We start from the raw sequence: 18,132 nt of genomic DNA, 5'->3' as shown, positions 1-18,132 counted from the left end.
CTGGTGCGAAAGGGGGGACTCGAACCCCCACACCTTGCGGCGCTGGAACCTAAATCCAGTGCGTCTACCAATTCCGCCACTTTCGCAAACCGCCAAGTGTAATATAATTGCGCCTTCGCTGTCAGCTTCTATGCCCAATAGCGCAATTTATCGATGCCACTGCTCGCCACCTTACATGTCTGTTGGTCATTACGAAAATTTTCCTGTAGCGTCAATATTGCTACCACGCCGCCTGCGCCGCCCGATTGCAGTCATTTACCGTTTTGCACGCAGCGCGGACGATATCGCCGATGAAGGCAATGCCACCCCTGAACAACGCCTGGCCGAGCTGGACACCTATCGTGCCGAACTAAACCGCATTGAAGTATATCAACCCACGCTTACCCCCTTTTTTAATCAACTGGAAGAGGTTATCCGCAACCATGCGCTGCCTTTGCAGCCATTCCGCGATCTGCTGGACGCGTTTTCGCAGGATGTAGTCAAAACCCGCTACGCCCATTTTGGCGAGGTAATGGAATATTGTAAAAAATCCGCCAATCCGGTAGGGCGCCTGATGCTGGCACTCTATGGCGAAACCGATACCCGTAGTCTGGCATATTCCGATGCCATCTGTTCCAGTCTGCAACTAATCAATTTTTTGCAGGATGTAGCCATTGATTACCAAAAAGACCGTATTTATCTGCCCCAGGACGAGATGCTGAAATACCAGGTGGATGAAACGCAAATTGCACGCCATGATACAGCCGGGCTATGGCAGCCATTCATGCTGATGCAGATCGAACGCACCCGTAAAATACTGCAAGGCGGCGCCCCCCTGGGTAAAGTCCTGAAGGGCCGTATCGGACTCGAGCTGCGCATGATTATCATGGGCGGAGCCACTATTCTGGAAAAATTGCATAAAACCCGTGGTGACATTTATACCCGGCGCCCCATATTAAATGCAGCCGATTGGCTCAATATGTTTTACCGTGCTGTACGCGCCAAATAGGACACGCCTTGGATCCCAACCAATACTGCCAGGACAAGGCCGCTGCCAGCGGCTCCAGTTTTTATTACAGCTTCCTGTTCCTGCCACCCCTCAAGCGCCGTGCCATCGTCGCGCTTTATGCCTTCTGCCGCGAAGTGGACGATATCGCCGATGAGTGTACCGACACTACCGTAGCACGTACCAAGCTGGCCTGGTGGCGCACCGAAGTGGCCGGCCTGTACCGCGGTGAACCTCATCACCCTGTCAGCCAAGCCTTGTCTCCAGTCATCAAGCAGTTCGACCTGCCGGCCGAGCAACTGCTGGAAATCATCGACGGCATGGAAATGGATTTGACTCAGCACCGGTATGCCGATTTCAAATCGTTACGGCTCTATTGCCACAGGGTAGCTGGGGTAGTGGGCGAACTGTCCGCAGTAATTTTCGGGCATACAGAACGTGCCACGCTGCGTTACGCAGCAGATCTGGGGCTGGCGTTTCAGCTCACCAACATTATTCGCGATGTAGGCGAAGACGCCCGCCGCAATCGTATTTATCTGCCCATGGATGAGCTGGAACAATTCAACGTGAGTGCCGCGGACATCCTCAACGCCCGCGAAACCGATAATTTTCGTCAATTGATGGAATTTCAGTACCAGCGTGCTCAACAATTCTATGAACAAGCCTTTGCCGCCCTGCCTCAGACAGATCGCAAGGCGCAGCGCACCGGGCTGGTGATGGCCGGTATCTATCGTACCCTGCTGGAGGAAATTCGCGGCGAGGGATTCAAGGTGCTTACTCAGCGCACGGCACTCACCCCGTTGCGCAAACTGTGGATCGCGTGGCGCACCTGGATGAAAACTTGACACGGCACGTCGCCATTATTGGCGGTGGTTACGCAGGCATGGCTGCTGCGGTGACCCTGGCACAGAACGGAATAAAAACAACCGTATTCGAAGCCGGCAAAACCCTGGGGGGGCGTGCGCGCCGGGTCATGCTGAATGATATCTGCCTGGATAACGGGCAGCACTTGCTGCTGGGGGCTTACAGCGAAACCTTGCGCCTGGTCGAACTGGTCGCACCGGCACAGACAGCGTGGTTGCGGCGTCCCCTGGAATTGCATATTCTGAACGGCTTGCGGCTTTCCGCACCTTACCTGCCTGCACCATTAAATACCCTGCTGGCATTACTGACCGCACGCGGCCTGGGCGCAAGTGAACGTTTTGCCGCCATCCGTTTCATGTTGTCGCAACGTCGCAAGCATTTTAAATTAAGGCGGGATATGCCGGTTGCGCAGTTGCTGAAGCTTCATGCCCAGCCACCGGCACTGATGGATAAGCTATGGGCACCCCTTTGTATCGCCGCGCTGAACACACCGGTTTCCATCGCTTCTGCGCAAATATTTCTCAATGTATTACGCGATAGCCTGACACGCCGGCGCAGCGATAGCGATCTGGTTTTTCCCGCACGCGATCTCACCGCCTTGTTTCCACAACCCGCTGCAGAGTTTGTACGCGCCCACGGCGGCAATGTCACTACCGGAAAAACTGTGGATGCGATTGAGAAAACCGCTGATGGCTTTTTTTTGCACGGTGATCATTTCAGCCACGTTATTTGCGCCGTGGCGCCCCATCAGGCATTGCGTCTGCTGGATGGTTTGGGAGGGCTGAATGGAACACGGACCCTGATCGAAGCTTTTCACTACCAACCGATCGCCACCGTATATTTACAATATCCGGCCGAAGTAAGCCTCGCCAAACCAATGTTGGGCCTCACAGGCGGCCTATCCCAATGGGTATTCGACCGGGGTATGACACACGGACAGCACGGCCTTTTAGCCGTGGTGATCAGTGCCGAAGGACACCATCGCAAACTGGATGCAGCCTTATTGGCGCAACAAGTGGATAGGGAATTACGCGGCGCGCTAGGCAAGTTACCCACACCGCATTGGCATAAAGTCGTTGTCGAAAAGCGCGCTACATATTCGTGTGACGCCGGTATAAAGCGTCCGACACAGATCACCGCACTCAAAAATTTTTTTTTGGCAGGGGATTACACTGCCAGCGAATATCCGGCCACACTCGAAGCTGCAATAAGAAGTGGCGTAAAATGTGCACAATTAATACTGGATCCAGCATGAAAAACTATAAAGCTCCCTCGGATTTATTGAAAGACCGCGTCATTCTGGTTACCGGCGCAGGCCAAGGCCTTGGACGTGAAGCCGCGCTTGCCTATGCAGCACATGGCGCTACCGTTATTCTGCATGGGCGCGACATACCCAAGCTTGAACAGGTATATGATGAAATCGAGGCAGCAGGCCATGCGCAAGCCGCCATTATTCCGCTGGATCTGAATGTTGCGGATGATCAGGCTTATGAAGGATTGGCCGGCTCAATCGGCATGCAACTCAAACGACTGGATGGTATCCTTCATAATGCTGCCATGTTTTACAGCGCTTGCCCGCTTGAACTGCAAACCACGGAGCAATGGCTCAACCTGATGCGTGTCAACCTGATTGCGCCCTTTGCGCTGACCCGTGCGTGTCTGCCGCTACTCAAACAGTCACCCAGCGCCTCGATCATCCTGACCGGCGAATCACACGGCCACCACCCGGCGGCTTACTGGGGTGGCTATGCGGTATCCAAAGCGGGCGTTGAACCTTTAACCCAGATATGGACCCAGGAATGGGAGATACTCTACCCGAACATGCGCATCAATACCTTGATCCCCGGACCGGTAGCCTCACCCAAACGCCGCCGGACCCATCCTGGTGAGGACCCGGACACGCTACCGCAAATGCCCGATCTGATGCCGGCATACCTGTATTTGATGGGTGCAGACAGTGCCGCGGTAAAAGGCCGGACAATCGAATTGAATAATGCCTGAAACACACGCCCAACTCGCCGATATGCCGCAGTTCAAACTGGGGCGCTATGAAATTGCTGCCGAAGTCGGCCACGGCGCGATGGGTACTGTTTACAAGGCGCATGACCCGCTGATCGAGCGTACCGTCGCACTCAAAACCATACGAATCGATCTTTCTCACCAGGCACACCAGTTATTCAAAGAGCGCTTCTACCGTGAAGCCAAGTCAGCAGGCCGCCTCAATCATCCCAACATCGTCACGATCTATGACGTCGGTGAAACCGACGGCAGTGCATACATTGCGATGGAGTATCTGGAAGGCGAGTCGCTCGACATGCTGCTCGATAACCACATCCGGCTGTCTATCGAGCGTATAGCACACATTACTTTGCAGATTGCCAATGGCCTCGCTTATGCACACCAGCATGGCGTCATTCATCGCGATATCAAACCCGCCAACATCATCCTGATGCGGAGCGGCAGAATCGTCAAAATTACCGATTTCGGCATTGCCCAGATTCCGACCAGCGAGCAGCTCGGCGAGGGGAGCCTGCTTGGGTCGCCCCGTTACATGTCACCTGAACAGGTCCAGGGCAAAGCGGTGGATGGCCGCAGCGATGTGTTCTCACTTGGAATCGTGTTGTACGAAATGCTTACCGGACACGCGCCGTTTACCGGCGACGACCTGGGTACCATTCTTTACAACATCATGAACTTCGAGCCCGCCTTTCCCAGCCGTGTAAGCAATAATGTGCCGGAGCCATTTGACCGCATTGTCATGCGCGCATTGGCAAAAAGACCTGCCGAACGGTATCAAACCGCGCGTGAGATGGCTGCCGATTTACGCGCATTACGCGGTGTTACAGCCACAGCTGTTGTCCAACCCATTACCGCTTCAGCAGACACGCTAGCAACACTGCAGCAGCAAACCAGGCATATCGATAAAGCCATGGTACGCACATTGCTGAGCATGTTCAGCATGGGAATCGCCATTGTAGCTGTACTGGCCATCATTGCACTGACTGTCAGTACGAATGATCATCCACCTCATGTCACACGTTACGTCAAATCAATCGTCACCGTGCCTGTGCCATCCACTTCAAGCAATCAACCGGCCGACGTCCAGAAACTCTTTTCAAAACTGGAAAATCCGCTTGAGTCTGCAAAAAAAAGACGACCCAATCATCTTGCCATTGCGAAGCTGGATAAAAAAATTCAGTCGCTTATTGCCAAGCGCGCGGAATTATTGACCAAATTTACCAAGCTTCACCCCGATGTGGTGATGGCCACCCACCAGATCAAACGTCTTGAAAAAGAAAAGCGCAAACTGGCGCAAGAAAATAGTTGATTCAACGCTGTCTATCCGTGCTCACGCAGATACGCCACCGCATCCTGCAAGCGCTCCACTCCGATAATCTCCATACCTGGAATTGCCTGACGCGGTTTGTTGGCCGCAGGCACGATCGCTCGGCTGAAGCCCAGCTTGGCGGCCTCTTTCAAGCGCTCCTGCCCACGCTGCACCGGGCGGATTTCTCCCGCCAGGCCAACCTCGCCAAACACTACAAGTTTATCCGGCATTGCCTTGTTTTTGAAGGATGAAACTATCGCCAACAACAGCGGTAAATCCGCTGCCGGCTCGTTGATACGCACCCCGCCCACGGCATTGATGAACACGTCCTGGTCGTAACACGCCAGTCCCGCATGGCGGTGCAGCACGGCCAGCAGCATCGCCAGCCGATTCTGTTCCAGCCCCACGCTCAACCGGCGCGGATTGGGCGACGGCGACGACTCCACCAGCGCCTGAATCTCCACCAGCAAGGGGCGCGTGCCCTCCTGGGTCACCATCACGCACGATCCGGGTACGTCGGCACTATGCCCGGACAGGAAAATCGCCGACGGGTTGGATACGCCTTTCAGCCCCTTGTCGGTCATCGCGAACACACCCAGTTCGTTCACCGCGCCGAAGCGGTTCTTGAACGCCCGCACCAGGCGGAACGCCGAACTGGTATCGCCCTCGAAATACAACACCGTATCGACGATGTGCTCCAGCACGCGCGGCCCGGCCAAGGCGCCTTCCTTGGTCACGTGGCCGACCAGAAAAATCACCGTACCGGTCTGCTTGGCATAGCGCGTCAACTGCGCCGCACACTCGCGCACCTGCGCCACCGAACCGGGTGCCGATTGCAGCGCCTCGGAATACACTGTCTGGATCGAATCGATCACCGCGATGAATGGCTTGTGCTGGTTGAGCGTGGCGAGAATTTTTTCAAGCTGGATTTCCGCCAGCAACTGCAGTCCGTCCGCGTCCAGTTGCAAACGGCTCGCGCGCAAGGCAATCTGCCGCGCCGATTCCTCGCCGCTCACATACAAGGTTTTATGCGCCGCGCTCATGCCGGACAGCGCCTGCAACAGCAGCGTCGATTTACCGATGCCAGGATCGCCGCCGATCAGCACCACCCCGCCCTTCACCACGCCGCCGCCCAGCACCCTGTCGAGTTCGCTGATACCGGTTGCGACGCGCTCGTCTTCGACTGCCTCCACCTCCGCCAGCGATACCACCTCGCTCACCACCGACAATGCGCTGTAACGCGACGGTGCAGCGGCCTCGGCGATGGTTTCCACCAGCGTGTTCCAGGCTTTGCAGGATGGGCATTGGCCTTGCCACTTGCTCAAGGTGTCGCCGCATTCGGTGCAGGAATAGAGAGTTTTTGCTTTAGCCATTGGGATTAGTCGTAACCGGTTTCGCGCTGCTGGCAACGCATCGAACATTATGCATCGGGGTTTTCCTGTCCAAGGTTCATCTCGATCGCGTCCCACTGCCTGTCCTTTAACATCACAAAGCGGCAGCGCCCGGCGGAAAGCCCGGCCCAAAGACCACCGATGATTCGATCATCTTCCGCATCGGTCCAGCGGTCAGCCCCCTTGTACTCGACAGCAAGCGTGACGTCGCCAGGCAACTTGCACAGAAAGTCGGGATAGAAACGGCCATTGGCTTTCTGTAGAAAAAAGGAACAGCCCTCACGCCGAACCAGATTGCGCACCCAGAACAGGATGCCCCCATTTTGTGCCTGCATATCCAGCCAGCAAGCGCAATCGAATTCCTCCTTGCTGTCGAAGTCACCCATGCGGCCGTAGAAGTGCTTGCGGAAATCGAAGCGGCCGAAGCGGCCGTCGTAGTCGCGGCTGGGCGCATAGGCCTGGGAATGGAATTCGAACACATACACATCGCTGACGGCCACACGCGCAGCCGCATCGTCACCAAACAGAATCTGCTGGAAGGCTTTGCCAATGGCCTGCTTGCGCAACTCGCGGATGCGCGCTTCGATCAGGTTGCGGATCATGAATTTCTGCAGATTGACGCGGGCCAGCGTGAAATCGTCCCGGCGCAGCAATTCGGTCAGCCAGGCGGCGACAAAGGCCTGTTTGGCTGCATGGGTGAGTGATGGCTCAGGCAGATTGCGGCATAGCCAGGTTGCCAGGCGTACCGCATCCCAATGCTCCGGCTGATAAGCCAGGCCCAGATCGCGTTGCAGTTCCGGCAGAAAGCGCGAAACCATTTTGCCGCTAGCGGCGTCCACATCGATCTCACCGCCCTCGGAGACTTTCAAGCCCGCACCCAGCGCGGCCATGTCGTCGGCGCCCGGCATCGCATCGTAGAGCGAGAGTTCACACGGGTATTCCAGCACTTCCATATCATCGAACAAAGCAAGCTCACCATGCATGCGCAGGGCGAGTTGCGGAATGCGGAAACGTTCGCCCAGTTCCGCCGGTGTCTGAAAGAATTCGATGGCCGTAGTGCGGCTGATTTCGGCTGCTTCCGCAATGGCCGCAGCGGCGGCCTCGGACGTAACCGACGCCGCTAGCACCGCTGTCTCGTCCTGGGTCAGTGGCGTACTGATGGTCAGCGTATTGAGCTTGCCATCCCAGCTCACCTTGTCGCGGAGGGACTTGGGCACGCGCTTGAGGTCGGGTTTTTCGGATAAGGTGATCGCCACCGGCCGCACCACCACGCGCCCGGCGTAGCCTTCCAGATCGAGCCGCGCCTGCTCGCGCCTGGCTGCCGTCACGAACTCGCTCACCTCGCGCCGTTCGAATCCCGCACCGGCCACCAGGCGGTCACGCAGTGCGCTTGCCGTTTCCGCAAAGTTGCGCGACACCACAAAGGCATAGGATTGATTGAGCGGGCGGCTTTCCCGATGGCGGGCGCCCGGCTGCCGCAGTACCCGCCCGAGCAACTGCTCGACCGAGGTAGCTGAATGCAGCGACGCCATGCTCACCAGAATGTAGGCGAACGGGCAATCCCAGCCCTCGGCCAGTGCCTTCTGGGTGATGACGAACTTCACCGGACAGGCCGGGTCGGCAATGCCCAGTTTGTAGTCGGCCTCGATTTTTTCCAGGCCTTTTTCCTCGCCCGTGGCGACCACGATTTCCTGCGCCGGAATGCGATGGTTGCTGATCAGCTCATTGCGCACCCGCTCGAAATCCAGCGTCTCCACGCCAGCCCGGCGTGGCTCGGCCTGAATCAGCACCAGCGGCCGCAGATAGGCCGCACCCGCGCGGCGCTCTTCATCGGCCAGTTTGTGCAGGGCGTCACGGCGGCCGATGGCATCGGCCAGGCACTGCTGCCAGTTCGGCTCGGTTTCCAGCACCACTGGCAGCTTGATCATTTCCTCCGCCTTCAACTCGGCGGCCGACACGCTGTGCAGCACATTGCTCGGCGTGCGCTCCAGGTCCGGCGTGGCGGTGAGTTCCATCACGCCACCGGGGCGAAAGCGCGCCAGCATGTCGAACGCCAGTTCGGTGCGGCTGTTATGCGCCTCATCGACCACCACGAACGGCCGCCGCAGGCGCAGCACGTTGACCAGTGAATACGGCGTGGTCTGCTCGGCGCCCTGGCCGTCCTTGAGCAATTCGCCGCGCTGCGCCGGTGCCAGGTTGTCGAAGTGATGCATCAGCGCGCCGCTGGACTGATACACCTTGCGGCACTCCTCATCTTCCACCTGAAACGCCTGCCGGGTGGCGACGATGATGGTGGTCGAAGTGTCCAGCGTGGCGCGGGTCACGCTCCTGGCTTCATCCAGGTCCAGCACCGTGATCGGGCCGGCCTCACGCAAGGCGATGTGATAGGGATGATGACGGTCGCGCAAGGCGCGCAGCGTCTGCTCGCGGATCGGCTTCGATGGCACCAGCCACAGGATGACGCTGTGCTCGCAGCGCAGCAGGTGCGTATTGACCAGCGCCACGCTTTTCGCCGCCAGCCAGGTTTTGCCGCCGCCGGTCGGCACGCGCAGGCAAAAGTACGGCATATCAGCCGGAAAGCCCGGCAGCGGGTTGTAAGCCAGGCCGCGCCCCCACAGCCGTTCGGTGGTGGCGGTAAAAGCAATCGACGGCGACGGCAGTTCGTGGCAGGCCTGGAAATAGGCTTGCACGCTTTCGAGCACTTGCGACTGGTAGGTTTTCGGGGCGAAGCCGGTCACGCCTTGTCACCATAATCAGCGGGCGGTTGCTGCGCATTAAGCCCGCCAATCCGTTGCACTTCGGGGATGAGATATTCCAGCTTGCCACCACGGCTAATCACGATCGCAGTGCCGGTCTGCATCGCCAGTTCGCGGGCACGTCTTGCTGCACGTTGCAGCGCCTGGAACGAACCGCGCAGGTCAGCATTTTTAGCTTCATCGAGAGAGCGCCTACTCATGTTTTTTCACTCCAATCCAGCAACACCGGCCGCTCGCCAGCATTGTCATACAGTACCCAAAAATCGACCGCAGGCGCATAACGGTGTGCAAAATTCTCTTGCCCCGCAACAAAACGACGGCGGATTACCGTTTCAGGCGTGTCCAGTTGCAGAAAAATCACCCCTACATGGTAACCGGCAAGCTGCCATTGTCGAATCAATCGAAGGTAACCACGTCCCGCCAAGGTTGTTTCAAACGCGAAACTGACACGTGCTGCGGCCAGTCGCACCAGCTCGTTCAGCATCAGCCGTGCGGCACGAAGCGCCGCTGTTTCAGGCGCAAAAGGCGCCAGCCCCGCAGCAATCAGATCAGCGTTAACGAACACCGGACAATGTGCCTCATTGAGCAAAAACTCACGCGCAAAGGTGGTTTTACCTGCGCCATTTGGCCCGGCGATGATGAGAACGCGCGGCTTGGTTTCCATCCCTACACCTCCAGCGCGTAAGGGGTCTGCTTGAAGGTGATGGCCTCGCGCGCGGCGCGTGCGCCCATGCGGTTGGCGGCGGCGTAAATCACTTTCGGGCCGTCGAACCTGGGCAACACGTCGAACACCGGGCCGGTCAGCACGTTGCCGCCGCCGACCGATTTATCCTTGAGGATGCCGTTATAGAGCAGGTAGATGGCGCGGCCCTCGTGCACGCCGAGCAAGGGCGACACCATCCCCCCGTCACCTGCGCCGTCTCCCCCCTTTGACAAAGGGGAGCTGGGGGGGATTTGAAAGCCCGTACCGGTCTCGGCGAACCAGACGAACTCGGCCAATTGAGCAAAACGCACATCGGGACGAATCTGGCCCTCGGCGGTGAACAGCGGTTCGCTGGACAGGCGGCAAAACTGGAAGCCGCCGCCCAAGCCTTCGACGGTATTGCTTTTGGCATTAGTGTAGCCCTTCGCTACGCGCTTGACGCGCTCGGCGGTGACGTTCCGCGCGATGTTGTCGTCCATCTCGACCAGGATGAAACGGCGGGTGCCCCCGTCCTCTACGTTTTGTTTCAGCACGGCGTGACCGGTGGTGCCGGAACCAGTGAAGCTGTCGAGGATGAGCGAGTCCTTGTCGGTGGCGATTTGCAGGATGCGCTGGATCAGGCGGGTAGGTTTTGGCGTGATAAACACATCGTCTGAAGTGTCGAATTCCACCAGTTCTAGTAGTTCTTTCTTGGCTTCTTGCGAGTGTCCGACCTCGTTGTAGAACCACATCGTTTGTGGGACTCGGCCATCTTTGACTTCGTGCAGGAAGCGTTTTGTTTGCGGAATGGCACTACCGTCCTTTCCCCACCAAATACGGTTATCCAGATTTAGCTCATCAAAACGTTCTCTTGAAATCGTCCAGTAGCGTCCTTTCGGTGGCGCGTCAATCACTCGGCCTGATGGTGATTTAACGGAGTATGTTCCGCCCGAGTAGTAATTTCGCGCTGACAGATCGCTGGTTTTCCAGACCCCACGCGGGTCCTTGTCTGGGTTCTTGTACGCAGCATCCTGTTCTTCTGTTCGTGGGAGAAGATTCGGCTTCCAAATTTCAGCTTTGGCTGCGTAGATAATTACATAGTCATGATCTTCTGAAAGGTGTCGAGCAGAATTCTTGGGCGAATAAACTTTCTGCCAGAGCACCGTGGCAATAAAGTTCTTTGCCCCAAAAATCTCATCCATCAACAGCCGTAGTGACGCCACTTCGTTGTCGTCGATGGAAATAAAAATCGCTCCGTCCTCACGCAAAAACTGCCGCAGCAGCACCAGCCGCGGATACATCATGCACAGCCAGCGGTCGTGACGGTCCAGTGTCTCGCCTTCCTTGCCCACCGTTTCGCCCAGCCATTTGCGAATCTCCGGGCTGTTGACGTTGTCGTTGTAGGCCCAACCTTCGTTGCCGGTGTTGTACGGCGGGTCGATGTAGATGCACTTCACTTGCCCGGCGTAGCGCGGCAGTAGAGCCTTGAGCGCATGCAGGTTGTCGCCCTGCACGATCAGGTTACCGCTGCCGGCATCGCCGCAGGACAGCTCCGGCACCGGCTCCAGCAGGCGGAACGGCACATCCTTGTGGTGTTTGACGACGGCTTCCTTGCCGATCCAGTTGAGTGTGGGCATGATACTTTCTGTTCTTGTATTGGCTGCTGTGCCAAGGCGATGCGCTGATACGCAGCCGCGCGTCGTGCTATGCAGGAATCCGGTTTGAATCGGCAAAACCGATCATGTCGTCAAGGTAAAACCGCCAGGCGCGTTCAGACATGGACAGCCTCATTTTCGATGTAAGGTCGCAATTCCGGGCGCAGGGCCTTGTCAGATCACCAGATCTACCGGACATCCCATCAAGTCTTCCAGATAAAACTGCACGCCAAAATAACGCGCGGACGTCGCCGGGCCATCAAACGCAACCAGCACATCGACATCGCTATCGGTGCGCGCCGCATCTCGTACGGTGGATCCGAACAAAGCCAGGTCAGTCACCCCGAAGCGCCTCATCAATTCGGATTTGTGTAGAGTCAGCAATTGCAAAGCCTGAGTGCGATTCATAGCTTCTCCCGAGCGCGGTTGAATTGGATGCCTTGCACTGTATCAGGCCGGAAACACGCCGGTCGATAGATACCTGTCGCCGCGGTCACACACGATGGAAACGATCACGGCATTTTCCACCTGCTTCGACAACTCCAGTGCCGCGCACAGCGCACCGCCGGAGGATACGCCGCCGAAGATGCCCTCCTCGCGCGCCAGGCGCCGGGTGGTTTCTTCGGCGTCGTGCTGGCCGACGTAGATCATCCGGTCGATGCGCGAGAAATCGCAGATTTTCGGCAGATAGGCCTCCGGCCATTTGCGGATGCCGGGGATTTGCGCGCCGTCCTTGGGCTGCACGCCGACCACCTGGATCGCCGGGTTTTGCTCTTTCAGATAGCGCGAGGTACCCATGATGGTGCCGGTAGTGCCCATGCTGCTGACGAAATGAGTGATGCTGCCTTCGGTATCGCGCCAGATTTCCGGGCCGGTGCCTTCATAGTGCGCGAGCGGGTTGTCCGGATTGGAAAACTGGTCGAGGATGATGCCTTGCCCTGCCGCCTGCATTGCGTTGGCGAGGTCGATGGAGGCTTCCATGCTACCTGCTTTCGGCGTCAGCACGATTTCGGCACCGAAGGCGCGCATGGTCTGGCGCCGCTCGATGGACAGGTGCTCGGGCATGACCAGGATCATCTTGTAACCGCGCATGGCAGCGGCCATCGCCAGCGCGATACCGGTATTACCGCTGGTGGCTTCGATCAGGGTGTCGCCGGGCTTGATCTCGCCGCGGGCTTCGGCGTGCCGGATCATGAACAGCGCCGGACGGTCTTTCACCGAACCGGCCGGATTGTTGCCCTCCAGCTTGACCAGAATGGTGTTGCTGGTTGCGCCCGGCATGCGTTTCAGCCGCACCAATGGCGTGTTGCCGACGAAGTCTTCGATGGTTTTAAAGTGCGGCATGGCTACATCCCCTGTTTGGCGCGCAACACCTCGACATAACGCGCCGTGCCCTGTTCCACGGTCAGCAACGGTGCGTCGTAGCCGGCCTCGCGCAGCGCGGAGATATCGGCCTGGGTAAAGCTCTGGTATTTGCCCTTGAGCGCTTCGGGAAAATCCATGTATTCGATGATGCCCTGGGCTTGCAGGGTTGCCAGATCCAGCGGCGCTTCGTTGGCATGGGCGCGGCAGGTATTAATCACGGCCACGGCAACATCATTGAAAGTCTGGCTGCGGCCGGTGCCGAGATTGAATATGCCAGATTGGCCGGGGTGATCGAGAAACCACAGGTTGACCTTGACCACGTCTTCGATGGACACAAAATCACGGCGCTGCTCGCCATTGGCGTAGCCGTCGCAACCTTCGAACAGCTTGACCTTGCCGTTGGCCTGATACTGGTTGAAAAAGTGAAACGCCACCGAAGCCATGCGCCCCTTGTGCTGTTCGCGCGGGCCGTACACGTTGAAATAGCGAAACCCGGCAATCTGCGCCGTTTTATCGTGCCACATGCGGCGTACTGCCTGATCGAACAGGAACTTGGAATAGCCGTAGACGTTGAGCGGCGATTCATGCGCGCGCTGTTCGCTGAATATGCTACCGGCGCCATAGACCGAGGCGGATGAGGCATACAGAAAAGCCGCGTCGGTTTCCTGGCAGAAATTAAGCAGGTCCAGCGAATAGCGATAGTTGTTCTCCATCATGTAACGGCCATCGGTTTCCATGGTGTCGGAACATGCGCCTTCGTGGAATATCGCGGCGACTTCTCCGTCCAGCCCGTTCGAGTGGATGAGCTCAAGAAACTCGCGCTTGTCGAGGTAATCCGCGATTTCGCAGTCGGTAAGATTCCTGAATTTGTCCGCTTTGGTGAGGTTATCCACCGCGATGATGTCGGTGATACCGCGCTCGTTCAGCGCTTTGACAATGTTTGCGCCGATAAAGCCGGCTGCGCCCGTCACTACGTAATACATGCTTATTCCTTGTCTTCGATGAATAGTTCTTGCGGGAGCACCACGGCTGTGCCTAGTTTACCCACCACAATACCCGCGGCCCGGTTGGCCCAGGTAACGGATGCCTCCAGTGTCTGACCGGCTGCCAGCATCACCCCGAGCGTGGCAATCACGGTATCACCCGCTCCACTCACGTCAAACACTTCCTGGGCTTCGGTAGGCTGGTGAAATACGCCCGTAGCGGTAAACAGGGTCATGCCCTCTTCGCTGCGTGTAACCAGCAGGCCTTTCAGGTTCAGTTCCAGCCGCAATGCTTCGGCCTTGGCGCGGAATTCGTTCTCGTTTTTCCAGCTTCCCGCCACGTCGCGGAATTCGCTGCGGTTGGGGGTAAGCAGAGTCGCGTTGCGGTAGCGCGCATAGTCGTCGCCTTTGGGATCGACCAGTACAGGAATGCCGCGCGCATTGGCGGCAGCAATCATGGCTTCAATGTGAGTCAGGCCGCCCTTGCCATAATCGGACAAAATCACCAGCGCGTAATCCGCCAGCATGGCATGGAAGCGCTCCAGCTTGTCGGACAACACGGCATCACTGGGTGGCGTTTCGAAATCAATACGCAGTAATTGCTGCTGACGACCGATAACACGCAGCTTGATGATGGTTGCCAACGTGACATCCTGATGCAGGCTGGCGTGAATGCCATCTTCCTGCAACAGACGGGCAACAGCCGCACCGGCTTCGTCGTCGCCGACAACGGATAACAGGGTGCTGTTTGCACCCAGCGCTGCGGCATTGCGGGCGACGTTGGCGGCACCGCCGAGGCGCTCCTCCTGCCGGTTGATCTTGACCACCGGCACCGGCGCTTCGGGCGAAATCCGCGCCACATCGCCGAACCAGTAGCGGTCCAGCATGACATCGCCCACTACCAGGATGCGCGCATCCGTCAATAGCGGAGCCGGTTTCATTGGCGGCCGATGGCAAGATATTCAAAACCGGCCGCGCGCATGGTAGCCGGCTCATACAGATTGCGGCCATCGAAAATCAGCGGTGTCTTCAGAGCGGCTTTCACCGCATTGAAATCGGGGCTGCGGAACACTTTCCACTCAGTGACGATCGCCAGCGCATCCGCATCCTGCAAGGCATCCATGGGGTTATCCACCAGTTGCAATTGCGGGTGATCGCCATAAATACGATGCGTTTCATGGGCAGCAGCCGGATCATGCGCCACCACTTTGGCACCACGCTCCCACAAACCTTCCATCAGTACACGACTGGGCGCTTCGCGCATGTCATCGGTGTTGGGCTTGAATGACAATCCCCAGACAGCAAAAGTCTTGCCTTTCAAATCATTGCCAAAACGCGCAATGATTTTGTCCAGCAGTACGCGTTTTTGCGCATCGTTGGCGGTTTCCACCGCATCGATGACGTGCATCGGCGCGCCGTATTCATCCGCAGTACGGCGCAACGCCTGCACGTCTTTGGGGAAGCACGAACCGCCGTAGCCGCAACCGGGATAGAGGAAGTGATAGCCAATGCGCGGGTCGGAGCCGATGCCGTGACGCACGTTTTCGATGTCCGCACCGAGTTTTTCCGCCAGATTGGCGAGCTCGTTCATGAACGAAATGCGCGTCGCCAGCATCGCATTGGCCGCATATTTGGTCAGCTCAGCGGAGCGGATATCCATGCTGATGAGGCGTTCGCGGTTGCGCTGAAACGGCCCGTACAAGGTACGCAACAGCTGTGTAGCATGCTCGTTGTCGGTACCGATGACGATGCGGTCCGGGCGCATGAAGTCCTCTACCGCGGCACCTTCCTTGAGGAATTCCGGATTGGAAGCAACGCCGAATTCCAGTTTGACCGCGCGCCGGTCGAGCTCTTCCTGCAATGCCGCACGCACCTTGTCGGCAGTACCAACTGGAACAGTGGATTTATCCACCACCAGTTTGTATTCAGTCATGTATTTACCGATGTTGCGCGCCGCCGCGACCACATACTGCAGGTCGGCGGAGCCATCCTCGTCCGGCGGCGTGCCCACCGCAATGAACTGGATCGCACCGTGATGCACTGCGGCTTCGACATCGGTGGTAAAACGCAAACGGCCGGCAGCCACGTTGCGCTTGACCATGTCCTCCAGACCGGGCTCATAAATGGGAATGCCGCCGTCCTGCAGGATGGCAATTTTTTTGGCGTCCACATCCAGGCACAGCACGTCGTTGCCGACTTCGGCCAGACAGGTTCCACTGACCAGGCCGACATAGCCTGTTCCAATGACTGTTATTTTCATGTGTTCTCCTCGTTAGATATTTCGGTGTAGATGTCCTGCAAAGCCTTGAGCGGGTCCGTCGCCTGGGTAATCGGCCGGCCGATTACCAGATAATCCGAGCCTGCAGCCAGTGCTGCGGCGGGCGTCATGACGCGCTGCTGATCTCCCGATGCGGCCATGGCCGGGCGTATGCCGGGTGTGACCAGACAAAAAGCCTGCCCGATGCTGTGCTTAAGCAGGCTGGCCTCCTGCGCTGAACAGACCACACCGTCCAGCCCGGCTGCATGGGTCAAGGATGCCAGACGCAATACGGCCTCTTTTGGGTTACCGGCTAGACCAATCTCCTGCATATCCTGTTCATTCATGCTGGTGAGGAGCGTCACTGCAATCAGCAGCGGGCGCTGGGCCGACTCCCCGAGCGCTTCACGTGCGGTGCGCATCATGGTGCTGCCGCCCAGCGCATGCACGTTCATCATCCACACGCCGAGGCTTGCCGCGGCCTTGCAGGCAAGCGCCACAGTGGTGGGGATATCATGGAACTTGAGGTCAAGAAACACCGCAAATCCTTTGTTGGCAAGCAATTCCACCAGCCTGGGACCTGCCGCGGTGAATAATTGTTTGCCGACCTTGAGACGGCATAGCTGTGGGTCGAGTTGGGCGACCAGCGCCATGGCGCTGCCGGCATCCGGATAATCCAGCGCCACAATAATTTTTGGATCGTTCATTCTTCCCTTTTCTGCGGCGGGAAACTATCCCAGCTGCCACATGCCGGACAATGCCAAAAAAAGCTGCGTGCCTTGAAACCGCATTTTTCGCATTGATACATGGACTGGCGCTGACTGTAGTTGTACACCAAGCTCTTGATGATTTGCAGATCCTGACGGCGCTCGGCCGGAGCGTCCAGCAACTCGGCCTCCAGATAACGATCCAGACCTCGCAGGCTCGGACTACGGCGTAATTCCTCCTGAGCCAATTGGTAGGCAGCTTCCGCACCGTGAATTTTAAGGGTGCCGGCGAAAACCGCGTTGAAGAGCTCGAATGTACGATGCCGGGCCAGGGCCGCGCGCAACCATGCCAACCCTTCCTCTTCACGCCCCAATATGCGGTAGCAATCCATCAGCCGATCGGTAATCAACGTCAAATATGCGCCGCTCTGGGCCTCCACCCGTTTCCACAGCGCAATGGCTGCTTCATGCGCCCCGCTCGCGGCTTCAATTTCGCCCAACAGCATATTGGCACGTACGCAATTACGGTTAACTGCCAGCGCCTCTTCAAGATACTTGCGCCCGGCTTCGGGATGGCCATGAACGTTTTCAATGGTGGCGAGTTCGCAAAAATAATGCGCAATTTCGACGTGATACGGTTTGCTGGAAATCGGCGCGAGTTCGCGTGCCGCAGCGATGGCCTTGTGCCAATCCTTCACCTGTACGTAAATTTCCAGCAGGAATTGACGTGCCTCGGCAGCGTACGCCGTTTGTTCCATCTGATTAAAAATTTGCTCGGCGCGATCGATGATTCCGGCCTTGAGATAATCCTGTCCCAACTCGGACAGCGCCTTGAGTTTTTGCTCATCCGGCAAGTCATCGCGCTCGACCAGATTATGGTGCATGCGTATGGCGCGTTCCACCTCGCCGCGCTTCCGAAACAGCCCTCCCAGCGCAAAGTGCAAATCCACGGTGTCGCTATCCACTCTGACCACTTCAATAAACGCTTCGATGGCCTTATCGGGCTGCTCGTTGAGGAGATAATTAAGCCCCTTGAAATAGGAGGCAGGCAGACTGCGCGATTCGCTCATCGCGTGGCGAATATCCACCCGCGCAGCGAGCCATCCCAAACCAAAAAACAGCGGCAAGGCCAGTAGCCACCAAAGTTCAAATTCCATTA

Annotated in this window: 17 protein-coding genes and 1 tRNA gene; 5 read left to right on the top strand and 13 right to left on the bottom strand. The window is 57.6% G+C overall.

Going from position 1 to position 18,132, the window contains the following annotated elements:
• Nucleotide 1 precedes the first annotated feature (1 nt).
• Nucleotides 2-86: transfer RNA gene (locus ACYCZJ_RS03235), tRNA-Leu, on the bottom strand.
• Between the two features lie 44 nt (nucleotides 87-130).
• Here ACYCZJ_RS03235 and hpnC point away from each other — a divergent pair.
• The 5 genes from hpnC to ACYCZJ_RS03210 are packed head-to-tail and all read left to right on the top strand — an operon-like array spanning nucleotide 131 to nucleotide 5,177.
• Entirely contained in the window at nucleotides 131-988 is an 858-nt protein-coding gene (gene hpnC / locus ACYCZJ_RS03230; protein WP_461552786.1) for a squalene synthase HpnC, read from the top strand.
• 8 nt (nucleotides 989-996) lie between these two features.
• A complete protein-coding gene (gene hpnD, locus ACYCZJ_RS03225) occupies nucleotides 997-1,830 on the top strand; it encodes a presqualene diphosphate synthase HpnD (protein WP_461552785.1) in 834 nt (277 codons plus the stop codon).
• Complete coding sequence (hpnE, locus tag ACYCZJ_RS03220; protein ID WP_461552784.1) at nucleotides 1,827-3,104, top strand: hydroxysqualene dehydroxylase HpnE; 1,278 nt, start codon at nucleotides 1,827-1,829, stop codon at nucleotides 3,102-3,104. The genes hpnD and hpnE overlap by 4 nt, the downstream gene beginning before the upstream one ends.
• On the top strand, nucleotides 3,101-3,850 hold the full coding sequence (locus ACYCZJ_RS03215; protein WP_461552783.1) for a YciK family oxidoreductase: 750 nt from the start codon (nucleotides 3,101-3,103) through the stop codon (nucleotides 3,848-3,850). Before hpnE ends, ACYCZJ_RS03215 begins: the two co-directional genes overlap by 4 nt.
• Nucleotides 3,843-5,177 carry a serine/threonine-protein kinase gene (locus tag ACYCZJ_RS03210; RefSeq protein ID WP_461552782.1) on the top strand — a complete coding sequence of 445 codons (1,335 nt, stop codon included), beginning with the start codon at nucleotides 3,843-3,845 and terminating at the stop codon, nucleotides 5,175-5,177. The genes ACYCZJ_RS03215 and ACYCZJ_RS03210 overlap by 8 nt, the downstream gene beginning before the upstream one ends.
• A gap of 11 nt (nucleotides 5,178-5,188) precedes the next feature.
• On the opposite strand, the gene radA is transcribed toward ACYCZJ_RS03210, so the two are convergent.
• The 12 genes from radA to lapB form a co-directional block, all read right to left on the bottom strand.
• Nucleotides 5,189-6,550 (bottom strand): DNA repair protein RadA, encoded by a 1,362-nt coding sequence (gene radA / locus ACYCZJ_RS03205; RefSeq protein WP_461552781.1) that lies wholly within the window; start codon nucleotides 6,548-6,550, stop codon nucleotides 5,189-5,191.
• A 47-nt stretch (nucleotides 6,551-6,597) separates the two neighbouring features.
• Nucleotides 6,598-9,306, bottom strand: coding sequence for a DEAD/DEAH box helicase (locus tag ACYCZJ_RS03200; RefSeq protein WP_461552780.1), 2,709 nt, complete (start codon nucleotides 9,304-9,306; stop codon nucleotides 6,598-6,600).
• Nucleotides 9,303-9,524, bottom strand: coding sequence for a hypothetical protein (locus ACYCZJ_RS03195; RefSeq protein WP_461552779.1), 222 nt, complete (start codon nucleotides 9,522-9,524; stop codon nucleotides 9,303-9,305). Before ACYCZJ_RS03195 ends, ACYCZJ_RS03200 begins: the two co-directional genes overlap by 4 nt.
• Nucleotides 9,521-9,988, bottom strand: coding sequence for an AAA family ATPase (locus tag ACYCZJ_RS03190; protein WP_461552778.1), 468 nt, complete (start codon nucleotides 9,986-9,988; stop codon nucleotides 9,521-9,523). The genes ACYCZJ_RS03195 and ACYCZJ_RS03190 overlap by 4 nt, the downstream gene beginning before the upstream one ends.
• Before the next feature lie 2 nt (nucleotides 9,989-9,990).
• Entirely contained in the window at nucleotides 9,991-11,643 is a 1,653-nt protein-coding gene (locus ACYCZJ_RS03185; protein ID WP_461552777.1) for a site-specific DNA-methyltransferase, read from the bottom strand.
• Nucleotides 11,644-11,835: 192 nt separating this feature from the next.
• Nucleotides 11,836-12,069 (bottom strand): nucleotidyltransferase family protein, encoded by a 234-nt coding sequence (locus tag ACYCZJ_RS03180; protein WP_461552776.1) that lies wholly within the window; start codon nucleotides 12,067-12,069, stop codon nucleotides 11,836-11,838.
• A 42-nt stretch (nucleotides 12,070-12,111) separates the two neighbouring features.
• The gene (gene cysM, locus ACYCZJ_RS03175) at nucleotides 12,112-13,005 is read right to left on the bottom strand and encodes a cysteine synthase CysM (RefSeq protein ID WP_461552775.1); all 894 of its coding nucleotides are present in this window, start codon (nucleotides 13,003-13,005) and stop codon (nucleotides 12,112-12,114) included.
• Nucleotides 13,006-13,007: 2 nt separating this feature from the next.
• Complete coding sequence (gene rfaD, locus ACYCZJ_RS03170; protein ID WP_461552774.1) at nucleotides 13,008-14,009, bottom strand: ADP-glyceromanno-heptose 6-epimerase; 1,002 nt, start codon at nucleotides 14,007-14,009, stop codon at nucleotides 13,008-13,010.
• A 2-nt stretch (nucleotides 14,010-14,011) separates the two neighbouring features.
• Nucleotides 14,012-14,950, bottom strand: coding sequence for a D-glycero-beta-D-manno-heptose-7-phosphate kinase (gene rfaE1, locus ACYCZJ_RS03165; protein WP_461552773.1), 939 nt, complete (start codon nucleotides 14,948-14,950; stop codon nucleotides 14,012-14,014).
• A complete protein-coding gene (locus ACYCZJ_RS03160; RefSeq protein ID WP_461552772.1) occupies nucleotides 14,947-16,269 on the bottom strand; it encodes a UDP-glucose dehydrogenase family protein in 1,323 nt (440 codons plus the stop codon). The genes rfaE1 and ACYCZJ_RS03160 overlap by 4 nt, the downstream gene beginning before the upstream one ends.
• A complete protein-coding gene (gene pyrF / locus ACYCZJ_RS03155) occupies nucleotides 16,266-16,973 on the bottom strand; it encodes an orotidine-5'-phosphate decarboxylase (RefSeq protein ID WP_461552771.1) in 708 nt (235 codons plus the stop codon). The genes ACYCZJ_RS03160 and pyrF overlap by 4 nt, the downstream gene beginning before the upstream one ends.
• The gene (gene lapB, locus ACYCZJ_RS03150) at nucleotides 16,970-18,130 is read right to left on the bottom strand and encodes a lipopolysaccharide assembly protein LapB (RefSeq protein WP_461552770.1); all 1,161 of its coding nucleotides are present in this window, start codon (nucleotides 18,128-18,130) and stop codon (nucleotides 16,970-16,972) included. The genes pyrF and lapB overlap by 4 nt, the downstream gene beginning before the upstream one ends.
• Nucleotides 18,131-18,132 lie beyond the last annotated feature (2 nt).

The sequence above is a fragment of the Sulfuriferula sp. genome, assembly GCF_054605375.1.
This window is presented reverse-complemented; position numbering and strand designations above follow the sequence as displayed.

Coding starts and splice junctions, on each gene's coding strand:
- hpnC (WP_461552786.1), top strand. CDS start 131: ATGCCCAATAGCGCAATTTATCGATGCCACTGCTCGCCACCTTACATG.
- ACYCZJ_RS03215 (WP_461552783.1), top strand. CDS start 3,101: ATGAAAAACTATAAAGCTCCCTCGGATTTATTGAAAGACCGCGTCATT.
- ACYCZJ_RS03210 (WP_461552782.1), top strand. CDS start 3,843: ATGCCTGAAACACACGCCCAACTCGCCGATATGCCGCAGTTCAAACTG.
- radA (WP_461552781.1), bottom strand. CDS start 6,550: ATGGCTAAAGCAAAAACTCTCTATTCCTGCACCGAATGCGGCGACACC.
- ACYCZJ_RS03195 (WP_461552779.1), bottom strand. CDS start 9,524: ATGAGTAGGCGCTCTCTCGATGAAGCTAAAAATGCTGACCTGCGCGGT.
- ACYCZJ_RS03190 (WP_461552778.1), bottom strand. CDS start 9,988: ATGGAAACCAAGCCGCGCGTTCTCATCATCGCCGGGCCAAATGGCGCA.
- ACYCZJ_RS03185 (WP_461552777.1), bottom strand. CDS start 11,643: ATGCCCACACTCAACTGGATCGGCAAGGAAGCCGTCGTCAAACACCAC.
- ACYCZJ_RS03180 (WP_461552776.1), bottom strand. CDS start 12,069: ATGAATCGCACTCAGGCTTTGCAATTGCTGACTCTACACAAATCCGAA.
- cysM (WP_461552775.1), bottom strand. CDS start 13,005: ATGCCGCACTTTAAAACCATCGAAGACTTCGTCGGCAACACGCCATTG.
- rfaD (WP_461552774.1), bottom strand. CDS start 14,009: ATGTATTACGTAGTGACGGGCGCAGCCGGCTTTATCGGCGCAAACATT.
- rfaE1 (WP_461552773.1), bottom strand. CDS start 14,950: ATGAAACCGGCTCCGCTATTGACGGATGCGCGCATCCTGGTAGTGGGC.
- ACYCZJ_RS03160 (WP_461552772.1), bottom strand. CDS start 16,269: ATGAAAATAACAGTCATTGGAACAGGCTATGTCGGCCTGGTCAGTGGA.
- pyrF (WP_461552771.1), bottom strand. CDS start 16,973: ATGAACGATCCAAAAATTATTGTGGCGCTGGATTATCCGGATGCCGGC.
- lapB (WP_461552770.1), bottom strand. CDS start 18,130: ATGGAATTTGAACTTTGGTGGCTACTGGCCTTGCCGCTGTTTTTTGGT.